Origin of the sequence: Nonomuraea angiospora (assembly GCF_014873145.1) — a bacterium.
Taxonomy (GTDB): Bacteria; Actinomycetota; Actinomycetes; order Streptosporangiales; family Streptosporangiaceae; genus Nonomuraea; species Nonomuraea angiospora.
On the sequence record NZ_JADBEK010000001.1, the window covers coordinates 2477540 to 2493688 of the forward strand.

A 16149-nucleotide genomic window follows, 5' to 3' on the forward strand; every position below is an offset into this window, starting at 1 on the left:
TATGTTGACAGGCATCTAATCACGATGGCAACCTCCCCTATATCGACGCCTGTCGATACAAGCCCCGATGGGAGATCATCATGTCCCGAGTCCAGCTCGCCCTGCGCGTCGGCGACCTCGAAGGCTCGATCGCCTTCTACTCCAAGCTCTTCGGCGTCGAGCCGGCCAAGCGCCGCCCCGGCTACGCCAACTTCGCCATCACCGAGCCCCCGCTCAAGCTCGTGCTTCTGGAGGGCGAGCAGGACCAGGAAACCGTCATGGACCATCTCGGCGTCGAGGTGGCCGCCACCGAGGACGTCACCGCCGCCGCCGAGCGCCTCGAGCGGGCCGGCCTGGCCACCTTCGCCGAGAACGACACCTCCTGCTGCTACGCCCTGCAGGACAAGGTGTGGGTCCGCGGCCCCGGCGCCGAACCGTGGGAGGTCTACGTGGTCAAGGCCGACGCCGACACCCTCGGCAAGTCCGCCGCCGACCCCGCCGCGCCGTGCGCCTGCGGTCCGGCCGACGGCCAGGCCGGCGGGCGGAACGCACCGGCAGCCGCCGGCTGCTGCTGACCCTGGGTACGGCCAGGCCCGGTGGAGAGGCGAGTCACCGCAGGACTCGCGCCTCGAAAGGTGCGAGAGTGACCTCACCGGGCAGCCGGTCGCGCTCGCCGCCGGTAAAGCTCGACGACCAGAGCGTGCTCCTCACGCCGGGGAACGCGACCCGCTGGTCGCGGCCGGAAAGGTTCACCGCCACGACGAGTGAGTCCCCGCCGTCGCCACGGAGGTATGCCAGATGGTCCGGGTGGGCGGAGAGCACGGTGATGTCGCCCTGGCGCAGCGCGGCCAGCTCTCGCCGGAGCTTCAGGAGTTCCCGGACGCGGGAGAGGGGCGAGCGGGGGTCGAGTTCCTGACTCTCGACGCTGAGCTGCCCCGCCCACGCGGGTATGGGCAGCCACGGCTCGACGTCGTCGGGCGTGAATCCGGCGTGCGACGGCGTCGTCTCCCAGGGCATGGGCATCCGCTGGGGGTCCCGGCCGAGTCCGAGGCCGGGCGCGCGAAGCTCGGCGCAGTCGCGGGCGCGGCCGGCGTCGACCGGGGCGTCGGGCAGGCCGAGTTCGTCGCCGTAGTAGAGCGTCGGCGTTCCCTTGAGCGTGAGCAGCAGAGCCAGCGCGCCGGGGACGCGTTCGAGCCCGATGCGGCTGGCGAGCCGGGACCTGTCATGGTTGCTCAGCGCCCAGTTGGGGTGCCTTCATCCGCGGGCCAATGTGGCCAAGATGGCTTCGGGCGGGACCTCATCGCCCGCCGCGTCGAGGCACGCACCGGGCATTTCATGCCGGGGGCGCTTTTCGATTCGCAGCTGAAAACCCTCGAACCGTTGGAGGCGGACGAGCCGGGGTTCCGCGTGGACTCCACTCCCGAGCCGGACCGCGTGGTCGCGAACCTCGTGGAGGAAATCCTGCCGGATCTTGCCTGCACCCAGGGTCAGCTGCCGGAGATCTGAAGAGACCCTTTACCTGAACAGCGGTGTTGGGATGACGAGGCGGGCATGGGGTCAGTGAATGCTCCTGCCTGCGAGAGGAAAAGGTGGTGTGCACCATGGCTGAACAGCCGACGCACCCGATTTCCGATATAGATCGGCATCCCGACATCGCCGCGCTTCGCGCGCGCTACGACTGGGCGGTGCAGCGGCCATCGGGGCAGACCGTCAGCGGGCTCGCCTTTCTGAGCGGGCTCTACCTGGCCATCTCATCATGGGTGGTGGGCTTCTTCGGCCACACGACCCTGACGGTCAACAACCTGGTCACCGGGATAGCAGTGGCCCTGCTGGCGGCCGGGATCGCCTCGGCCAACGGCCGCATGCACGGTCTCGCCTGGGTCCTGCCGATCATCGGCGTCTGGACCATCATCGCGCCGTGGGTGCTGCCTCCACACGGAGCCGGCGCCTCGGCGATCGCCAGCAACGTCGCCACGGGAGCGGTCATCTTGGTGATCGGCGTGGCGTGCGCCTCGCTCGGGAGAATGTCCAAGCGCCGACGCTGAGCCGCGAGGAAACCTCGTGGCCTCGCCCGGGGACTGCTCCTCCCACGCGCCCTGGGCGGGGTCACCGAGGGCGGCACCGCGCATCTGCTCACCCCGACGGTGGCCGAGACGTGCCGCGCTCGGGCAGACGCAGCACGAACCGGGCCCCGCGGGGACTGTCCTGAGCGGTCAGGGTCCCGCCGTGGGATTGGGCGATCTGCCTGGCGATCGGCAGCCCGAGCCCGGTGCCGCCGGGATCGCGGGCGCGGGAGGCTTCAAGGCGGGTGAAGCGCTGGAAGATGACCTCCCGGTGCTCGGGAGCGATCCCTTCACCGTCATCGCTCACCTCCAGCGTCACGACCTCGCCATCCAGCGTCAAAGTGACGGTGACGGCGGAGTCGGCGTGCCGTTCGGCGTTGTCCAGCAGGTTGTTCAGCAGCCGGGAGAGCTCGATCCGTGAGCCGTCCACCATGACGCCGGGCGTGAGGCGGTGGCGCAGGTCGGTCTTGGCGAGGCGGCGCTCCAGCTCGCCGGCGACCAGTTCGGTGAGATCGATCGGCTCGTGGCGGCCGGTGACGCCGGCGTCCAGCCGCGCTTCCTGGAGCAGGTCGCCGATGAGGGCCTGCATGCGTTCCACGCTGTCCAGGAGCGCGTCGGCGGTGCGTTGCCAGTCGGCCTGGCGCGGGTCGATCAGCGCCTCCTCGATGCGGATACGCATGGCGGTCAAGGGGCTGCGCAGGTCGTGAGAGGCGTCGGAGGCGAAGCGGAGCTGCTGATCCACCGCCATCTGGGCGCGTTCCAACGCCTGATTCGCGGTCTCGGCCAAGCCCCGCAGCTCGTCGCGGTATTTCGGCACGGGCACCCGGTGACGCAGATCGCCGGATGCGGTGATCTGGGCCAGGTTGCCGCCGATGGCGTCCACGGGCTGCAGCGTCTTGCCCACGATCCGGTAGCTGCCGGCCGCAGCCGCCGCGACCAGCAGCACGCAGCCGGTGGCGAGCGGGATGATCAGCTCCGGGCCGACATACCAGGGGACGTCGGGGACGGCCGTGTTCAGCTGCCAGACGCCGCCCTCACGGTGGAAGGGATAGGCGAGTACGATCATGCAACGGTCGGGGAAGACCCTGGTGTCACAGGACGTGGTGGTGGCGTAGGCGTCGGGATCCGGGCGCAGGTTCGTCATCGGCGGCTTGCCCGCCAGGTCACGCGTGGCCGCGACCATGGTGCCGGCCGGGTCGAACACCTGGATCGCCTGCCCTGGGCCGATCTCGGTCAGATCGGGGACGCGATGGCGCAGCTGAGCGCCAAGGCTCACGGCGCCGCTGAAGAGCTGATCGGTCCGGAAATCGACAGCCGCCTGCCGGCTCATCACCACGATGAACACCGCCATGGTGGTGCACAGCAACCCCGTGACGAGGCCGGCCACCACGGCCAGGCGGCACCTGATCGAATAACGATGCCAACAGCTCACTCTGATCACCCCCTCCTGATCAGAGACACCGCTATACCTCCTTAGTTCCTTACCGGTTCGCGGAAGAGCGACCACCAAAAGGTGGCAAACGTCAGCACTGACGCATGAAACACCCATCCCCTGGCATGGAGGCACCAGAGACACGGCCGGGTCGATGGAGCCGTACGCATCGGGGCCTATCGTGGAGGAGTGGGTGGACTCGCCTTCCGGCGACAGCACCTGCCGGGAGTCACCGTCATCTCCGTCGGCGGGGAACTGGACATGACCACCGCCGGCGAGGTGGAGGAGGTCATCCGCCGCGCCCATCGGGCGGGCGACGATGTCGTCATCGACCTGGCCGGCACCCCGTTCATGGACTGCGCCGGACTGAACGCCCTGCTACGCCTGCGCCAGGAGGTGGGGCACGACGGCGGCACGGTCCGCCTGGTCGCGCTGCGGCGCGAGCCCGCCCGCGTGCTTCGCCTCACCGGCACTGAGCGATATCTCCGCGTTCACCGCACCCTCGCCGAGGCACTCGCCGCGGCCACCGCCGCCAGGCGGCCGGCTTCGTGTCGATTCCAATGGGCCCATGGAGCTGACCGGCCCCCGCCTCCTGACGCTTCGTAGCGGTACGGTGCATCGGATACCGGTGTGTCTGCCGGCGTAGCCGGTGGCATGCGAGTGCGGCCGACGGTGAGGATCAGGAGAATCGACAGGGCGGTCAGGATGACGACGGCGAGGAAGACGCATACGAGTTCCTGGCGTGTGGTGTGGCAGGCGTAGCGTTGCGGCCCCTGTCTGGCGGAGGCGGTGTTCAGCGCGTCCATGCGCCAGGCGAAGGCGCGGTCGTGACGGCGGAGGTGTTGTTCGATCTCCGCCAAGAGGCGGTGCTCGCGCTCGGATGAATCCATCGTTCAAGACCGCGACAGCGCCGTGGCGCCCCTGCGGGCGGACACGGTGCGACAACATGGAGACGTTGACCGGATGGTCATGGCGTCCTGCCGCTCTCGCCGTCGTCGTCACGATCTTGCGGGTCCCCGGGTGACGAATGCGGGTAGTGCAGGTCGAAGGCCGGCCGCTCGGAGCGGATGGGCGGCAGGTACGTGAAGTTGTGCCGAGGCGGCGGACACGAGGTCGCCCACTCCAGCGAGTTGCCGTACCCCCACGGGTCGTCGAGGGCGACCCGTGGGGCGTGGCGCGCGGTGTGCCAGACGTTGAACAGGAAGGGCAGCGTGGAGACGCCGAGCAGCATCGCCCCCGCCGAGGAGATCTGGTGCAGGCCGGTGAAGCCGTCGGCGGCGCTGTAGTCGGCGTACCGCCTGGGCATGCCTGCCATGCCCAGCCAGTGCTGCACCAGGAACGTGGTGTGGAAGCCGATGAACAGGGTCCAGAAGTGCCACTTGCCGAGCCGGTCATTGAGCATCTTGCCGGTCATCTTCGGCCACCAGAAGTAGAACCCGGCGAACATGGCGAACACCACGGTGCCGAACACGACGTAATGGAAATGGGCGACCACGAAATAGCTGTCAGTGACGTGGAAATCCAGTGGGGGTGATCCGAGGATCATCCCCGTCAGGCCTCCGAGCAGGAACGTGATGAGGAACCCGATGGAGAACATCATGGGCGACTCGAAGGTCAGGTACCCCCGCCACATGGTGCCGACCCAATTGAAGAATTTCACCCCGGTCGGCACCGCGATGAGGAACGTCATGAACGAGAAGAACGGCAGCAGGACCTGCCCGGTGGGGAACATGTGGTGCGCCCAGACGGTCATCGACAGCCCGGCGATGGCGATGGTGGCGCCGACGAGCCCGACGTAGCCGAAAACGGGTTTACGGCTGAAGACGGGGATGATCTCGGTGATGATGCCGAAGAACGGCAGGGCGATGATGTAGACCTCGGGGTGGCCGAAGAACCAGAACAGGTGCTGCCAGAGCAGCGCGCCGCCGTTCTCGCTGTGGAAGACCTGCGTGCCCAGCTTGCGGTCCGACTCCAGCACGAGCAGCGCCGCGGCCAGCACGGGGAAGGCCATCAGCACCATCATGCTGGTCAGCAGCACGTTCCAGGTGAAGATCGGCACCCGGAACATCGTCAGGCCGGGCGCGCGCATGCAGATGATGGTGGTGAAGAAGTTGACCGAGCCGAGGATGGTGCCCAGTCCGGACAGCGCCAGCCCCATGAGCCACAGGTCGCCGCCGAGGCTCGGGCTGAAGGTGGAGTACGACAGTGGCGTGTAGGCGAACCAGCCGAAGTCGGCCGCGCCACCGTCGGAGAAGAAGCCACTGACCGTGATGATCCCACCGAACAGGAACAGCCAGAAGCTGACCGCGTTCAGCCGGGGAAAGGCGACGTCGGGTGCGCCGATCTGCAAGGGCATGATGACGTTCGCGAATCCGGCGAACAGTGGGGTGGCGAACAGCAGCATCATGATCGTGCCGTGCATGGTGAACAGTTGGTTGTACGTTTGCTGACTCACCAGGTCCATGCCGGGCTGGATCAACTCGGCGCGAATGACCAGCGCCATGATCCCGGCCAGCGCGAAGAAGAGGAACGAGGCGATCAGATACATGTAACCGATCACCTTGTGATCGGTGGACGACAGCCAGTCGGCTATCACCTCACCAGGGCGGCGCGCACGGACCGGAGCCAGAGACGTCAACGGCTCTTCCAGGCGTGGTCTATCCATGGCCACGAACTGCCCCCCCACCGATCCGACCGATGTGATGCGCATGCCGGCGGGGAGAAGGCCTGTCACAGCAGTGCCCGGCAGCCACTGTTGTACCCCGACCTACCCTTGTCCTTTGGCTCCATGCCGACCCCTGTGCGGGACTTCGGGGAGCGGTTCGGTCGCGCAGGTTTCCCTCGCGGGGCCGCCGGAAATTCGATCTCGCGGCCTCGGCTATTCGGTCTCGGCGTCGTCGCGCGGGATCAGGCGAGCCAGTTGCCTGGCGTTGACCTGGGCGTTGTCGCGGTAGCAGTTGTTCATGAGAATGTGCGTCGTGTCGGCGTCCTCGGCCAGCCGCCGTAGCCGGGGCGCCCATTCACCCAGCTCCTCCTCGCTGTAGAGATAGCCGAACCGCTCGTGGACGTCGTGGCTGGTCCATTTCGCCGAATGGCCGTGGAAACGCACGACGGCCAGGTCCGCGGTGGCGGCGAGCACGGGCGGGATGGAATCGGGATACCCCTGAGGCATGTCCACGCTGACGTACGCAAGCCCGTAGGAGGTGAGGAAATCCAGCGTCTCGGCCTGGTTCTCCTTGGTCATCCAGGTGTGGTTCCGGAATTCGACGGAAATTCGCAACGGATCGCAGCGTGCTTTGCACTCCAGGATGTACTGCTTGTTGCGCTTGCCGATCGGGAACCACCGCGGAAACTGGAAGAGGATCGCGCCCAGCCTGCCCGAGTCATGCAGCGGCGCGAGAGCCGTCACGAACCGGTCCCACACCTGCTCGACGGCCTGCGGGTCCAGGTCGCGGAGGTAGAGGTTCTTCTTGGTGTCGCCGAGGCGGTCCCGCAGGTCTTTGGGCAGAGCCGCCGGCTTGGCCGGATGCTGGGTCAGCAGCGAGAACGCCTTGATGTCGAAGGTGAACCCCGCCGGAGTGCGATCGCGCCAGAGGGAGACCGTGCTCTCCGGGGGTGGTGCGTAGTATGACGAATCCACCTCCACCACGGGGAACCGGCTCGCATAGTAGGCCAGCCTCTCCTGCGCGGAGGTGACGTCGTCGGGGTACCACCCCGACTCCAGCAGCGTCTTGTCGGTCCACGATGCGGTCCCCACCAGGATGCGGCCCATGCCCGACCCGTACCCGAACCGCCCCCGTCGAGACGCGCGGTTCGATCGCGTCGAATCCGTGTTCCCAGCCGCATGGTGGAGACGACGGCTTGTTTCCGTGGGTATCGGCTGGGCAAGTGCGGCCCCATGGATCATTCACAGGCGCCGATCCTGCGAGCGTTGCAGGCGTACCACGACAGCGGGCAGTTGCCTTTCACTCCGCCCGGCCACAAGCAGGGCCGGGGTGTCGATCCGCGGGTCAGCGCGGTGCTCGGCGAGGCGGTCTTCCGCTCGGACGTCCTGGCGGTCGGCGGGCTCGATGATCGCGAAGCCTCCGGAGGGATCCTGGAGCGGGCCCAGCAGCTGATGGCCGACGCGGTGGGCGCCGGGCAGACGTTCTTCTCCACCTGCGGCAGTTCCCTGTCCGTCAAGGCGGCGATGTTGTCGGTGGCGGGGCCGCGCGAAAAGCTGCTGATCGGCAGGGACGCCCACAAGTCCGTGGTGGCCGGCCTGATCCTGTCCGGGATCTGCCCGGTATGGGTCGAGCCGCAGTGGGACGAGGACCTGCATCTGGCTCATCCGCCCTCGCCGCAGGCGTTCGCCGACGCCTTCGAGGAGCATCCCGACGCGCGCGGCGCACTGGTGGTGACGCCCACCCCGTACGGCACCTGCACCGACCTCGGCGCGCTGGCACGCCTCTGCCACGAGCGCGGGAAACCGCTGATCGTGGACGAGGCCTGGGGCGCTCACCTGCCCTTCCATCCCGATCTGCCGACCTGGGCCATGGACGCCGGCGCCGACGTGTGCGTCACCAGCATTCACAAGATGGGCTCGGGCCTGGAGCAGAGCTCGGTCTTCCACCTTCAGGGCGATCTGGTCGCGCCGGAGCTGCTCAAGGAACGCGCCGACCTGTTCAGCACCACGAGCCCGTCGGTGCTGATCTACGCCGCGCTGGACGGCTGGCGCCGCCAGATGGTCGAACACGGCCGCACCATGTACGACAGCGCGCTGGAGCTGGCCGGGAAAGCGCGCTCGCGTATCGAGGCCGTCGAAGGGCTGCGCCTGCATGGCCGCGACGACTTCTGCGGCCCCGGGCGCGCCTTCGACGCCGACCCGCTGCAACTGGTCGTGGACGTGAGCGCCTTGGGGACGGGCGGCTACCAGGTCGCCGACTGGCTGCGCGAACACCACCGGATCAACGTCGGCCTCTCCGACCACCGCCGCATCGGCGTGCAGCTCACCCACGCCGACGACAGCCGGACGACCGGGGCCCTGCTCGACGCGTTGCGGGATCTCCGCGAGCACGCGACCGAGCTGCCGCCCCCGCCGCGCGTGCGGATCCCCTCGCCGTCCGAGCTGCGGCTGGAGCAGGCCATGGCGCCCCGTGACGCGTTCTTCGCCCGGATCGACCACGTTCCGTGGCAGGAGGCCGCCGGTCGCGTCGCCGCGGAGCTGCTCACGCCGTACCCGCCCGGCATTCCGGCCGTGCTGCCGGGAGAGCGCCTGACCGAGGAGGTCCTGCGATACCTGCGCAGCGGCGTCGAGGGCGGCATGGTCGTCCCGGACGCGGCCGACGTCTCCCTGAACACCGTCCGAGTGGTGGCCGCAGACCGTTGACGCGGGCCCACGGGGGTTGCACCTCGACATGCACGCAGGTGGGCGGCGGTGTTCGAGGCGGGCGTGGCGAGGTGTGGAGGACGTGATCGATGGGCATCGGGTTCGGATGGATGTGGTCACGGTGTCGTCCTGGAGGGAGCTGGATGACGCGATCAGCGAGGCCGGCCGCGGCGACGGGCCGGCGCACGCGCATTCCACGCTGGTCTTCCGCGGCCTGGCGCGCAGCACGTACTCGCACGTGTCCGGCCTGGCCCGGCTGAAAGGCGACTACGCCGCGCTCGAATCACATCTGATCCGTAATTTCCGTAAATACGCGCATCGGCAGGAGCCGGGGCCGACGATCTGGGACTGGCTGGCGCTGGGCCAGCACCACGGCCTGCCCACCCGGCTGCTGGACTGGACCTTCTCCCCCTTGGTGGCCCTGCACTTCGCGACCGCGTCGTGGCCCGAGCAGGACGCCGTGCTGCTCGCGGTGGACTGCGCGGGCGCGCACCGCCTGCTGCCGCAGCCGGCGCGCCGGGTCCTCGAAGAGGAGGGAGCACTCCTGTTCACCACCGAGATGCTCGCCACCTGCGCCCCGGACCTCGGGTGCCTCGACCGGCTGGGCGGCGAGGAGCCGTTCCTGACGTTCTTCGAGCCGCCGTCCCTGGACGAGCGCGTCGTCAATCAGTCGTCGGTGCTGTCGGCCTTCTCCGACCCGACGTACCAGCTGGAGCAGTGGCTCGACGAGCATCCGGGCCTGTGGCGCGGATGGACGATCCCGGCCGAGGTGAAGGCGGAGATCAGGCAGCGCCTGGATCAGGCGAACATCACCGAGCGGGTGCTCCTGCCCGGCCTCGACGGGCTCGCGGACTGGCTGCGACGCTACTACTCCCCCGGTGCGATCCGGTACGGCGAAGGCGACGGCGGCGCCACCATGGCCGAGTGAGCTGTTCCTCTCCGGATCAGAAGGCGGGGAAGGCCCAGCCCGAGGGATGGAACGGCTCGCGTTCGCCGCGGAAGGCGAGGGAGGCGGCGGTGACCGCGCCGCCGCGCAGTCCCTCGACCCGGCCGGCGGCGGCCAGGGACGACAGGGTGGTGCCGCCCAGGTAGGCCGCGCCCAGCTCGGCGGCGGTCAGCCGCAGGTCGGCGCGGGCCCGGGTGCGTTCGCAGGTGACGGACTCGCCGTCGGCTCGCAGGTGGTGGCGCCCCGCGTTCCACGGGCAGAACGTGTCCTGGACCTCCAGAACCAGGTCCAGCGGGGTCGAGTAGCGGCGTGCCGCCAGCGCCCGGCCGACGTCCACCAGGCGGACCCAGAGGTTGTCGATCACGGTTGCGCGGGCCGCCCGCGGGTCGGTCAGCAGGTGCTTCAGCGGCTCGTCCATGGCGCCGTCGTAGGTGAGGCCGGCGTGGGCGTCGAGGTCGATGAGGAAGCGCCACAGGGCGGCGTACGACTGCCCGGTGGTGGCCGCGACCTCGATGACGTGCACCGACCCCGGCTTGGAGCGGTAGAAGGCGTAGCCGCCGGCCTCGCCTCCGGGCTCCAGGTGGACGGCGAAGCGCAGTGCCGTCCCGCCGTCGCGCACGCGCTCGCCGTCGGCCAGCCGGGCCTGCCAGAACTTCTCCGTACGGTCGACCCAGCCGACCGCGCCACGGCGGGCGGTGTCGTAGACCTGCTCCAGCAGCGGCCGCGCTTTCTGCCGGTCGAGCAGGCGGATCGTTCCGTCGCCGAAGTCGATGCCGGGCCGCAGGGCCATGAACCTCTTGTCCGCCCGGATCTCGGCCACGTGACTGGCGATCCCGTACCCGAAGCGGCCGTAGATGGCGGCCTCGGCGGCGTTGAGCGCGGCGATCGGCTCGCCATCCGATTCGTACAGGTCGGTGAGCTGCTTGCGCATCATCGCGGTGAGGATGCCGCGGCGCCGGTGCGTGGGCAGGACCGCGACCAGCGTGATGCCGGCGACGGGTGTGGCCGCGCCGGGGACCGTCATGATGCGGCCGTAGATCGACGCGCCGCCGACGATCTCCTCACCGTCGTAGGCGGCGATCGTGCGTTCGGGTTCGATGGAGGAGGCGGCGTTCCTGAGGGCGCCCTCGTGCCAGTCCTGGCCGTAGGTCGTGGTGACCATGCGAGCCCACGCGTCGAGCTCACGGGCGCCGATGGTCCGCAGCGGGTAGGTGGCTGTCATGCTTCGAGCGTGGCCGGGTAAACACGCCTGACACATCGGGTGATCTGTGTATTTATATGCTGTCGCACGTGGTGGCGGAGCGCGTGGTCAGTCCGGTGTTCGTCGGCCGGGGCGAGGAGTTGTCGGCGCTGGCGGCGGCCCTGGACCTGGCTGTGGAGCAGGGGCCGGCGGTGGCGCTGGTGGCCGGGGAGGCCGGGATCGGCAAGTCGCGGCTGCTCGCCGAGTTCGCGCGGTCGCTGGGTCCGGAGGTGCGGGTGGTCGAGGGCGCCTGTGCCGAACTGGGCAGTGACGGCCTGCCGTACGCGCCGTTCGTGACGGTGCTGCGCAGGCTGATCCGGGTCGAAGGGGTGCTGCCGGGGCCCTACCGCCAGATCGCCCGCTGGTTTCCGGAGCTCGGCGCGGCGGATGACGCGGAAGGCGGCAGACACCGGCTGTACGAGGAGGTCTTGACGCTGGTCGAGCGGGTGGCCGCGGATCGGCCGGTCGTCGTCTCGATCGAGGACCTGCACTGGGCGGATCCCGCCACCCGCGAGCTGCTCGGCTTCCTGGCCAGGAACCTGGTTCAGGCCGGCGTGCTCCTGGTGATCACCTACCGGTCACCCGAGAACGGTGACGGGCAGCTCGGGCCGCTGCTGTCCGAGCTCTCCCGCCGCCCGCGCACCACCACGCTGCGGCTGGAGCGCCTGGATCGGCAGGGCGTGGGCCGCCAGCTGGCCGCGATCCTCGGCGCCGAGCCGGACGCGGCCACCGTACGCCGCGTCCACGAACGCAGCGACGGCAATCCGCTGTTCGTCGAGGCGCTCGCCCGCGCCGGTGAGCGGACCCCGGACAGCCTGCGCGACCTGCTGCTGTACGGCCCGCGATCGCTGCCGGGCCCGGCTCGCGAGCTGTTGCGCATCGCTTCAGTGGCGGGCGGCCGGATCGGCCACCCGCTGCTGGCGCAGGTGGCCGGGCAGGACGGAGCCGAACTGGACGCCCTGCTGCGCGAACTCGTCGATCGCGGCCTGCTCGTCACGGCAGGCGACGGCTACGACTTTCGCCACGCCCTGATCCGGCAGGCGGTGTACGAGGATCTGCTGCCCGGCGAGCGGGCGCGCCTGCACGCGCGCTACGCCGCGGCCCTGAGCGATCGCGGCGCCCACGCGGAGCTGGCCGCGCACGCCTACGCCGCAGGGGATCGCGGGCTGGCCTTGTCCGCCGCTTACCTGGCCGCGGGCCAGGCACACGGGTCCTACGCGTACGAGGAGCAGGTCCGCATGCTCGACCAGGTCCTCGAACTCTGGGACCCGCAGGCCCGGCTGGGCGCCGACAGGATCGACGTCCTGACCGGCGCGGCCGAGGCGTGCATGCTCAGCGGCGACTACGCCCGCGGCGTCGACTACGCCACCGCCGGGCTGGCCGCCGTGGACGAGCGGCGCGAGCCCGAGCGGGCCGCCCTGTTGCTGGAGCATCTGGGCAGGCTGCGGCACCGGCTGAACGCGACCGGCGTTCACGACTGGCATCGGGCCCTTGGCCTGCTCCCCGCCGACCCCCACGGCCTTCAGCGGGGGCGGCTGCTCGGGGTGCTGGCCATGGGTCTCCTGCCGGAGGTGGACAAGGCACGCGAGCCGTTCGAGGAGGCGCTCGGCATCGGCCGGCGCACCGGCGACGCCACGGTCACCGTCCGCGGACTGCTGGGCGTCGGGTCCATGACGCGCGACCTCGGGATGCTGGAGGAGGCCCGTACGCTCGCCGAACGGCTCGACAGCCACGACCTGCTCATGACCGTCCCGATGTACGAGGCCACGCTGCACACCAAGGCCGGCGACCAGCAGCGCGCCATCGAGGCGGCCCGCGACGGCATCCGCCACGCCCGCCGGTACGGGCTGGGCCGCAGCCGCGGCGCCGAGCTCGCTCGCTACGCCGGGCGCGGCCTGATCCTGGCAGGGCGGTGGGACGAGGCGGCCGCCGTACTGGCCGAGAGCCTGCGGGAGGATCCACCGCCGCTGTCGCGGCAGGCCCTGCGCGCCCTGGCCGGCTACCTGTCGCTGCTGCGCGGGGACCTGGCCGCGGCGGCCGGCGCCGCGGCCGGCCTGGAGCACGCCGACAGCGGAAGCCTGTTCCACCGCCATCAACTGCTCTGCCTGCTCGCCGTCGCCCAGGGCGACCCTGAGCGGGCCGATCTGCTCCTGAACCGGGCGCTGGCCGATCCGGCGCTCACCCGGATCTACAGCAGCGACGCCCGGCCGGTCCTGGTCGCCGGCGCGCTGGCGCAGCGCGTACGGCTCGCCCACGGCACCGGCGAGGATCTGCGGCGGCGGGTCGCGGCCCGGCAGGCCGAACTCGCCGCGGCTGATGCGGCGCTCGGCGTGGACGGGCCGCTCGACCGGGCCTGGCAGATCATGCTGCACGCGCTGATCGAGGACGACGGCTGGGACCTCGCGGTGGCTGCCTGGCGGGAACTGGGGCAGCCGTACGAGCTGGCGCTGAGCCTGTTCCACGGCGCGCGAGCCGCACTGGAGGCGGGCGACCGGCCCGGCGGAACGGCCCGCCTCAGGGAAGCCGCCCGGCTGGCCGAAGACCTGGGCGCCGCGCCGCTCGCCCGGGAGATCGCCCTGCTCGGGCGGCCCCGACCGGCCCAGGACGGACTCACCGAACGCGAACGTGACGTGCTCCGCTTGATCGCCGAGGGCCTGAGCAACCGGCAGATCGCCGCCCGGCTGCACATCTCGCCGAGTACTGCCGGCGTGCACGTCTCCCACATCCTGACGAAACTGGGCGCGGCCACCCGCACCGAGGCGGCAGTCATCGCCTTCCATGAGGGACTGGCGGGAGCGGCGATGCTCGCACGCTAGATCACTCCGCCCGTGGCGTTGAGGTTCTGTCCCGTTATCCAGCGGGCGGTGTCGCCGGCCAGGAACGCGATCACGTCGGCGACGTCCGCGGGCGTGCCGGACTGCTGCGGATCGGGTTCGCCGCGGCCGCCGAAGGCCAGGCCTTGACGCAGGTCGTCGAGGCCTTCGAGGCACGCCACCATGACTGCCGGATCGTCCTGTGCGAGATCAACGCCACCGATCTTTACGAACCGCTGCGCCGGGGCGAGATCGACGTCCTGATCAGCTGGCTCATTCTGGACGAGCCCGACCTGACCGCCGGCCCGGTGATCGACTCGCGGTCCCGCGTGCTGGCTGCGGCCGCCCCCCATCCGCTGGCGATCCGGCGATCGGTGTCCGTCGAGGACCTCGGCGACGAGGAGGTCGCGATGATGCCGCATTATCCGGCGGCGCTGCACGACGCCATCACGCCCCCGTACACGCCGTCGGGCAGGCCCGTCCACCGCACGCACCGCGTCGGCACCATTCACGAGACGGCTTCCCTGGTGGCGCGCGGGCGCGTCATCCACCCCACCGTCGAGCACATGCCCGTGTTCCGCCGAGCGGACATCGTGACCATCCCCATCCGGGACATGCCACCCCTGCCTCTAGGGCCGATCTGGTGCACCGCGCACGAGAACGCACGCATCCGCGCCTTCGCCGAGATCGCCGCCAGCAGGGGGCCGGCACCCTCGTAAGATCCGATCGATGTCTCCACAGGAGGACGCTGAGCGACTCCGTGCGGAAGCCTGGGAATATCGTGTTTGGGTCCTTGGCTCCGACCGGTTCAGGCCTGGCCTCGACCTGCGAAACCTCCGCCACGAACGAGGGCTTGGCCCATGCAGACTCTCACGAGACGCGTTTTACGAGATGCCCGTCAAAGCAGGGCGTCGGCGATGATCACCTGCTCGTGAGCCTGTCACGAACGTCCCCGGCCGGTGAGAAGGTCTCAGATGCGGTACACCAGCCCTGCCCCGGCGTCGGTCACCACAGTCTTGTCCTTAAGCCCTCATGAGCAGCAACAGCGGCCCGCCACCCACCGGCCGGACAGCGGAAGCGTCTAACCAGGGGGCAGCTGGGTAGCGAGGAGCTGAGAGTCACCCCGGGGAACTCCAAGCCGGCCGAGACAGCACATGCCCCCACAGGAATGGGCTACTCGCATTGACGAGACGGCTCGTATCGGCACGAAAGCGCACACAGATGACCGTTCAAAGCCCATCTGCGTGATGCGCTCTGTGACCAGCCCGACGTCAGCGCCTCCCGCTGAAACCCTGACAGGCTCGGTACCGGCGGTCTGGACGTTGGCCCCGTTCCGGTGTGCCCTGCGTGTCCGCGGGAGTGACTTTGCCCAGACCACGCCACTCCGCCGGGCGCGTCAGCTCACCGGCGTTCTGCCACCGTACGCGGGGAAACTTGCGCACCTCCTCGGCAGCACCGGTCACCTCCTGCTTCATGTGGGCGACCTCACGCCGGGTCAGCACGCCGGCGGTCCGCAATTGTTTCAGGCCAAGCACAGTCAGGGCGCCGCCGGCTGCCAGGTATCCGCCGGTCAACATGAGGGCGGCGCGCCTGGGATCGACCACCGTTTCCAGGAAGCGGAGCATGGCCACCGAGACTGGCTGTCCAGTCAGTGGTGCACAGGAACAGGCTTGCGGCGTACGGCGGGGGCGATGGTCCCATTTAGCGACATGTCGCCCTCCAGACACCGCGACGCTGCAGCCAACGGCCCGGGACTCACAAGAACAGGAAGCCGATCGCCGCGGCCGCGATGACAGTCCCCAGAACCAGCGCAATCGCGATCTCTCGGGAACTCGCCCGCTTCTCGCGTCTGATCCACGCCAGGTAACAGACGGTCGCCGGGACGGAGACCACGGCGGCGGTGACCGCGCCGGGCGAGTACTCACCCAGGACGGCCCAGGTGCTCATGTGGAAGAGCGCGTTGACGGCGAACTGCCACTGGAAGGCGGTGGCCAGCACAACCCAGCCACCGTGGCGCCCCTGACGCATGGCAAGCCAGGAACACGCCAGCACCAGCAGCATGAGAGGGATGTGATAGGCGGCGAACATACTCGTGGTTTCCGGGCCGAAGTGGCGCGTGGCCCAGGCGGCGAAGCCGGGGAGCTCCTCCACGGTGTGCAGAACGTAGACGCCGAACGGCAGCAGGAAGGGCAGAACACCAGCTACCGGCTGGAGCTGGTCTCGCTCGGTGACGTCGGGCAAGGTCATGGAAATACCTCCAGGGGGTTTCTGGGATGGGTGGCGGCTAGAATACGAGGAATTCCTCGGT

The 16149-nt window shown here is 69.7% G+C and carries 17 protein-coding genes; 8 read left to right on the forward strand and 9 right to left on the reverse strand.

Annotated elements, in window-relative coordinates; translation table 11 throughout:
• The first annotated feature begins 80 nt into the window (after positions 1-80).
• A complete protein-coding gene (locus tag H4W80_RS11305; RefSeq protein WP_192785050.1) occupies positions 81-554 on the forward strand; it encodes an ArsI/CadI family heavy metal resistance metalloenzyme in 474 nt (157 codons plus the stop codon).
• Positions 555-588: 34 nt separating this feature from the next.
• On the opposite strand, the gene H4W80_RS11310 is transcribed toward H4W80_RS11305, so the two are convergent.
• A complete protein-coding gene (locus tag H4W80_RS11310; RefSeq protein ID WP_465263725.1) occupies positions 589-1215 on the reverse strand; it encodes an alpha-amylase family glycosyl hydrolase in 627 nt (208 codons plus the stop codon).
• Between H4W80_RS11310 and H4W80_RS11320 the strand changes: the two genes are divergently transcribed.
• On the forward strand, positions 1204-1485 hold the full coding sequence (locus tag H4W80_RS11320) for a hypothetical protein (RefSeq protein WP_192785052.1): 282 nt from the start codon (positions 1204-1206) through the stop codon (positions 1483-1485). The genes H4W80_RS11310 and H4W80_RS11320 overlap by 12 nt on opposite strands.
• Positions 1486-1580: 95 nt before the next feature.
• Complete coding sequence (locus tag H4W80_RS11325) at positions 1581-2024, forward strand: SPW repeat protein (protein ID WP_192785053.1); 444 nt, start codon at positions 1581-1583, stop codon at positions 2022-2024.
• Between the two features lie 88 nt (positions 2025-2112).
• Here H4W80_RS11325 and H4W80_RS63530 read toward each other — a convergent pair whose 3' ends face one another.
• On the reverse strand, positions 2113-3474 hold the full coding sequence (locus H4W80_RS63530; RefSeq protein WP_192785054.1) for a sensor histidine kinase: 1362 nt from the start codon (positions 3472-3474) through the stop codon (positions 2113-2115).
• Between the two features lie 189 nt (positions 3475-3663).
• Here H4W80_RS63530 and H4W80_RS11335 point away from each other — a divergent pair, with 189 nt between their 5' ends.
• The gene (locus H4W80_RS11335) at positions 3664-4080 is read left to right on the forward strand and encodes an STAS domain-containing protein (protein WP_192785055.1); all 417 of its coding nucleotides are present in this window, start codon (positions 3664-3666) and stop codon (positions 4078-4080) included.
• On the opposite strand, the gene H4W80_RS64470 is transcribed toward H4W80_RS11335, so the two are convergent.
• From H4W80_RS64470 to H4W80_RS11350, 3 genes are all read right to left on the reverse strand, one after another.
• Entirely contained in the window at positions 3966-4364 is a 399-nt protein-coding gene (locus H4W80_RS64470; RefSeq protein WP_192785056.1) for a DUF3040 domain-containing protein, read from the reverse strand. The genes H4W80_RS11335 and H4W80_RS64470 overlap by 115 nt on opposite strands.
• A 77-nt stretch (positions 4365-4441) precedes the next feature.
• Complete coding sequence (ctaD, locus tag H4W80_RS11345; protein ID WP_192785057.1) at positions 4442-6139, reverse strand: aa3-type cytochrome oxidase subunit I; 1698 nt, start codon at positions 6137-6139, stop codon at positions 4442-4444.
• Between the two features lie 213 nt (positions 6140-6352).
• A complete protein-coding gene (locus tag H4W80_RS11350) occupies positions 6353-7246 on the reverse strand; it encodes a DUF72 domain-containing protein (RefSeq protein WP_192785058.1) in 894 nt (297 codons plus the stop codon).
• Between the two features lie 126 nt (positions 7247-7372).
• Here H4W80_RS11350 and H4W80_RS11355 point away from each other — a divergent pair, with 126 nt between their 5' ends.
• Positions 7373-8842 carry an aminotransferase class I/II-fold pyridoxal phosphate-dependent enzyme gene (locus tag H4W80_RS11355; RefSeq protein WP_192785059.1) on the forward strand — a complete coding sequence of 490 codons (1470 nt, stop codon included), beginning with the start codon at positions 7373-7375 and terminating at the stop codon, positions 8840-8842.
• A gap of 106 nt (positions 8843-8948) precedes the next feature.
• Entirely contained in the window at positions 8949-9770 is an 822-nt protein-coding gene (locus H4W80_RS11360) for an FRG domain-containing protein (RefSeq protein WP_192785060.1), read from the forward strand.
• A gap of 16 nt (positions 9771-9786) precedes the next feature.
• Here H4W80_RS11360 and H4W80_RS11365 read toward each other — a convergent pair whose 3' ends face one another.
• Positions 9787-11010: a GNAT family N-acetyltransferase gene (locus tag H4W80_RS11365; protein WP_192785061.1), complete on the reverse strand. Its 1224-nt coding sequence runs from the start codon at positions 11008-11010 to the stop codon at positions 9787-9789.
• A gap of 68 nt (positions 11011-11078) precedes the next feature.
• Here H4W80_RS11365 and H4W80_RS11370 point away from each other — a divergent pair, with 68 nt between their 5' ends.
• The gene (locus H4W80_RS11370; protein WP_192785062.1) at positions 11079-13844 is read left to right on the forward strand and encodes an ATP-binding protein; all 2766 of its coding nucleotides are present in this window, start codon (positions 11079-11081) and stop codon (positions 13842-13844) included.
• On the opposite strand, the gene H4W80_RS63535 is transcribed toward H4W80_RS11370, so the two are convergent.
• The gene (locus H4W80_RS63535) at positions 13841-14026 is read right to left on the reverse strand and encodes an SDR family oxidoreductase (RefSeq protein WP_318786810.1); all 186 of its coding nucleotides are present in this window, start codon (positions 14024-14026) and stop codon (positions 13841-13843) included. The genes H4W80_RS11370 and H4W80_RS63535 overlap by 4 nt on opposite strands.
• On the opposite strand from H4W80_RS63535, the gene H4W80_RS11375 reads away from it, so the two are divergent.
• On the forward strand, positions 13988-14560 hold the full coding sequence (locus tag H4W80_RS11375) for a LysR substrate-binding domain-containing protein (RefSeq protein ID WP_264085979.1): 573 nt from the start codon (positions 13988-13990) through the stop codon (positions 14558-14560). The two genes, H4W80_RS63535 and H4W80_RS11375, sit on opposite strands and share 39 nt — an antisense overlap.
• 552 nt (positions 14561-15112) lie before the next feature.
• On the opposite strand, the gene H4W80_RS11380 is transcribed toward H4W80_RS11375, so the two are convergent.
• Together H4W80_RS11380 and H4W80_RS11385 are read right to left on the reverse strand one after the other, a co-directional pair.
• Positions 15113-15466 carry a hypothetical protein gene (locus H4W80_RS11380; protein ID WP_192785063.1) on the reverse strand — a complete coding sequence of 118 codons (354 nt, stop codon included), beginning with the start codon at positions 15464-15466 and terminating at the stop codon, positions 15113-15115.
• Positions 15467-15596: 130 nt separating this feature from the next.
• Positions 15597-16088, reverse strand: a complete 492-nt coding sequence (locus H4W80_RS11385; protein ID WP_192785064.1) for an HXXEE domain-containing protein — start codon at positions 16086-16088, stop codon at positions 15597-15599.
• Between the last annotated feature and the right edge of the window lie 61 nt (positions 16089-16149).

Bases quoted from the DNA above. Each gene is read 5' to 3' on its own strand.
- H4W80_RS11355 (WP_192785059.1), top strand. From the start codon at position 7,373: ATGGATCATTCACAGGCGCCGATCCTGCGAGCGTTGCAGGCGTACCAC.
- H4W80_RS11380 (WP_192785063.1), bottom strand. From the start codon at position 15,466: ATGCTCCGCTTCCTGGAAACGGTGGTCGATCCCAGGCGCGCCGCCCTC.
- H4W80_RS11320 (WP_192785052.1), top strand. From the start codon at position 1,204: ATGGTTGCTCAGCGCCCAGTTGGGGTGCCTTCATCCGCGGGCCAATGT.
- H4W80_RS11385 (WP_192785064.1), bottom strand. From the start codon at position 16,088: ATGACCTTGCCCGACGTCACCGAGCGAGACCAGCTCCAGCCGGTAGCT.
- H4W80_RS11325 (WP_192785053.1), top strand. From the start codon at position 1,581: ATGGCTGAACAGCCGACGCACCCGATTTCCGATATAGATCGGCATCCC.
- H4W80_RS11360 (WP_192785060.1), top strand. From the start codon at position 8,949: ATGGATGTGGTCACGGTGTCGTCCTGGAGGGAGCTGGATGACGCGATC.
- H4W80_RS11365 (WP_192785061.1), bottom strand. From the start codon at position 11,010: ATGACAGCCACCTACCCGCTGCGGACCATCGGCGCCCGTGAGCTCGAC.
- H4W80_RS11305 (WP_192785050.1), top strand. From the start codon at position 81: ATGTCCCGAGTCCAGCTCGCCCTGCGCGTCGGCGACCTCGAAGGCTCG.
- H4W80_RS63535 (WP_318786810.1), bottom strand. From the start codon at position 14,026: ATGGTGGCGTGCCTCGAAGGCCTCGACGACCTGCGTCAAGGCCTGGCC.
- H4W80_RS64470 (WP_192785056.1), bottom strand. From the start codon at position 4,364: ATGGATTCATCCGAGCGCGAGCACCGCCTCTTGGCGGAGATCGAACAA.
- ctaD (WP_192785057.1), bottom strand. From the start codon at position 6,139: ATGGATAGACCACGCCTGGAAGAGCCGTTGACGTCTCTGGCTCCGGTC.
- H4W80_RS11350 (WP_192785058.1), bottom strand. From the start codon at position 7,246: ATGGGCCGCATCCTGGTGGGGACCGCATCGTGGACCGACAAGACGCTG.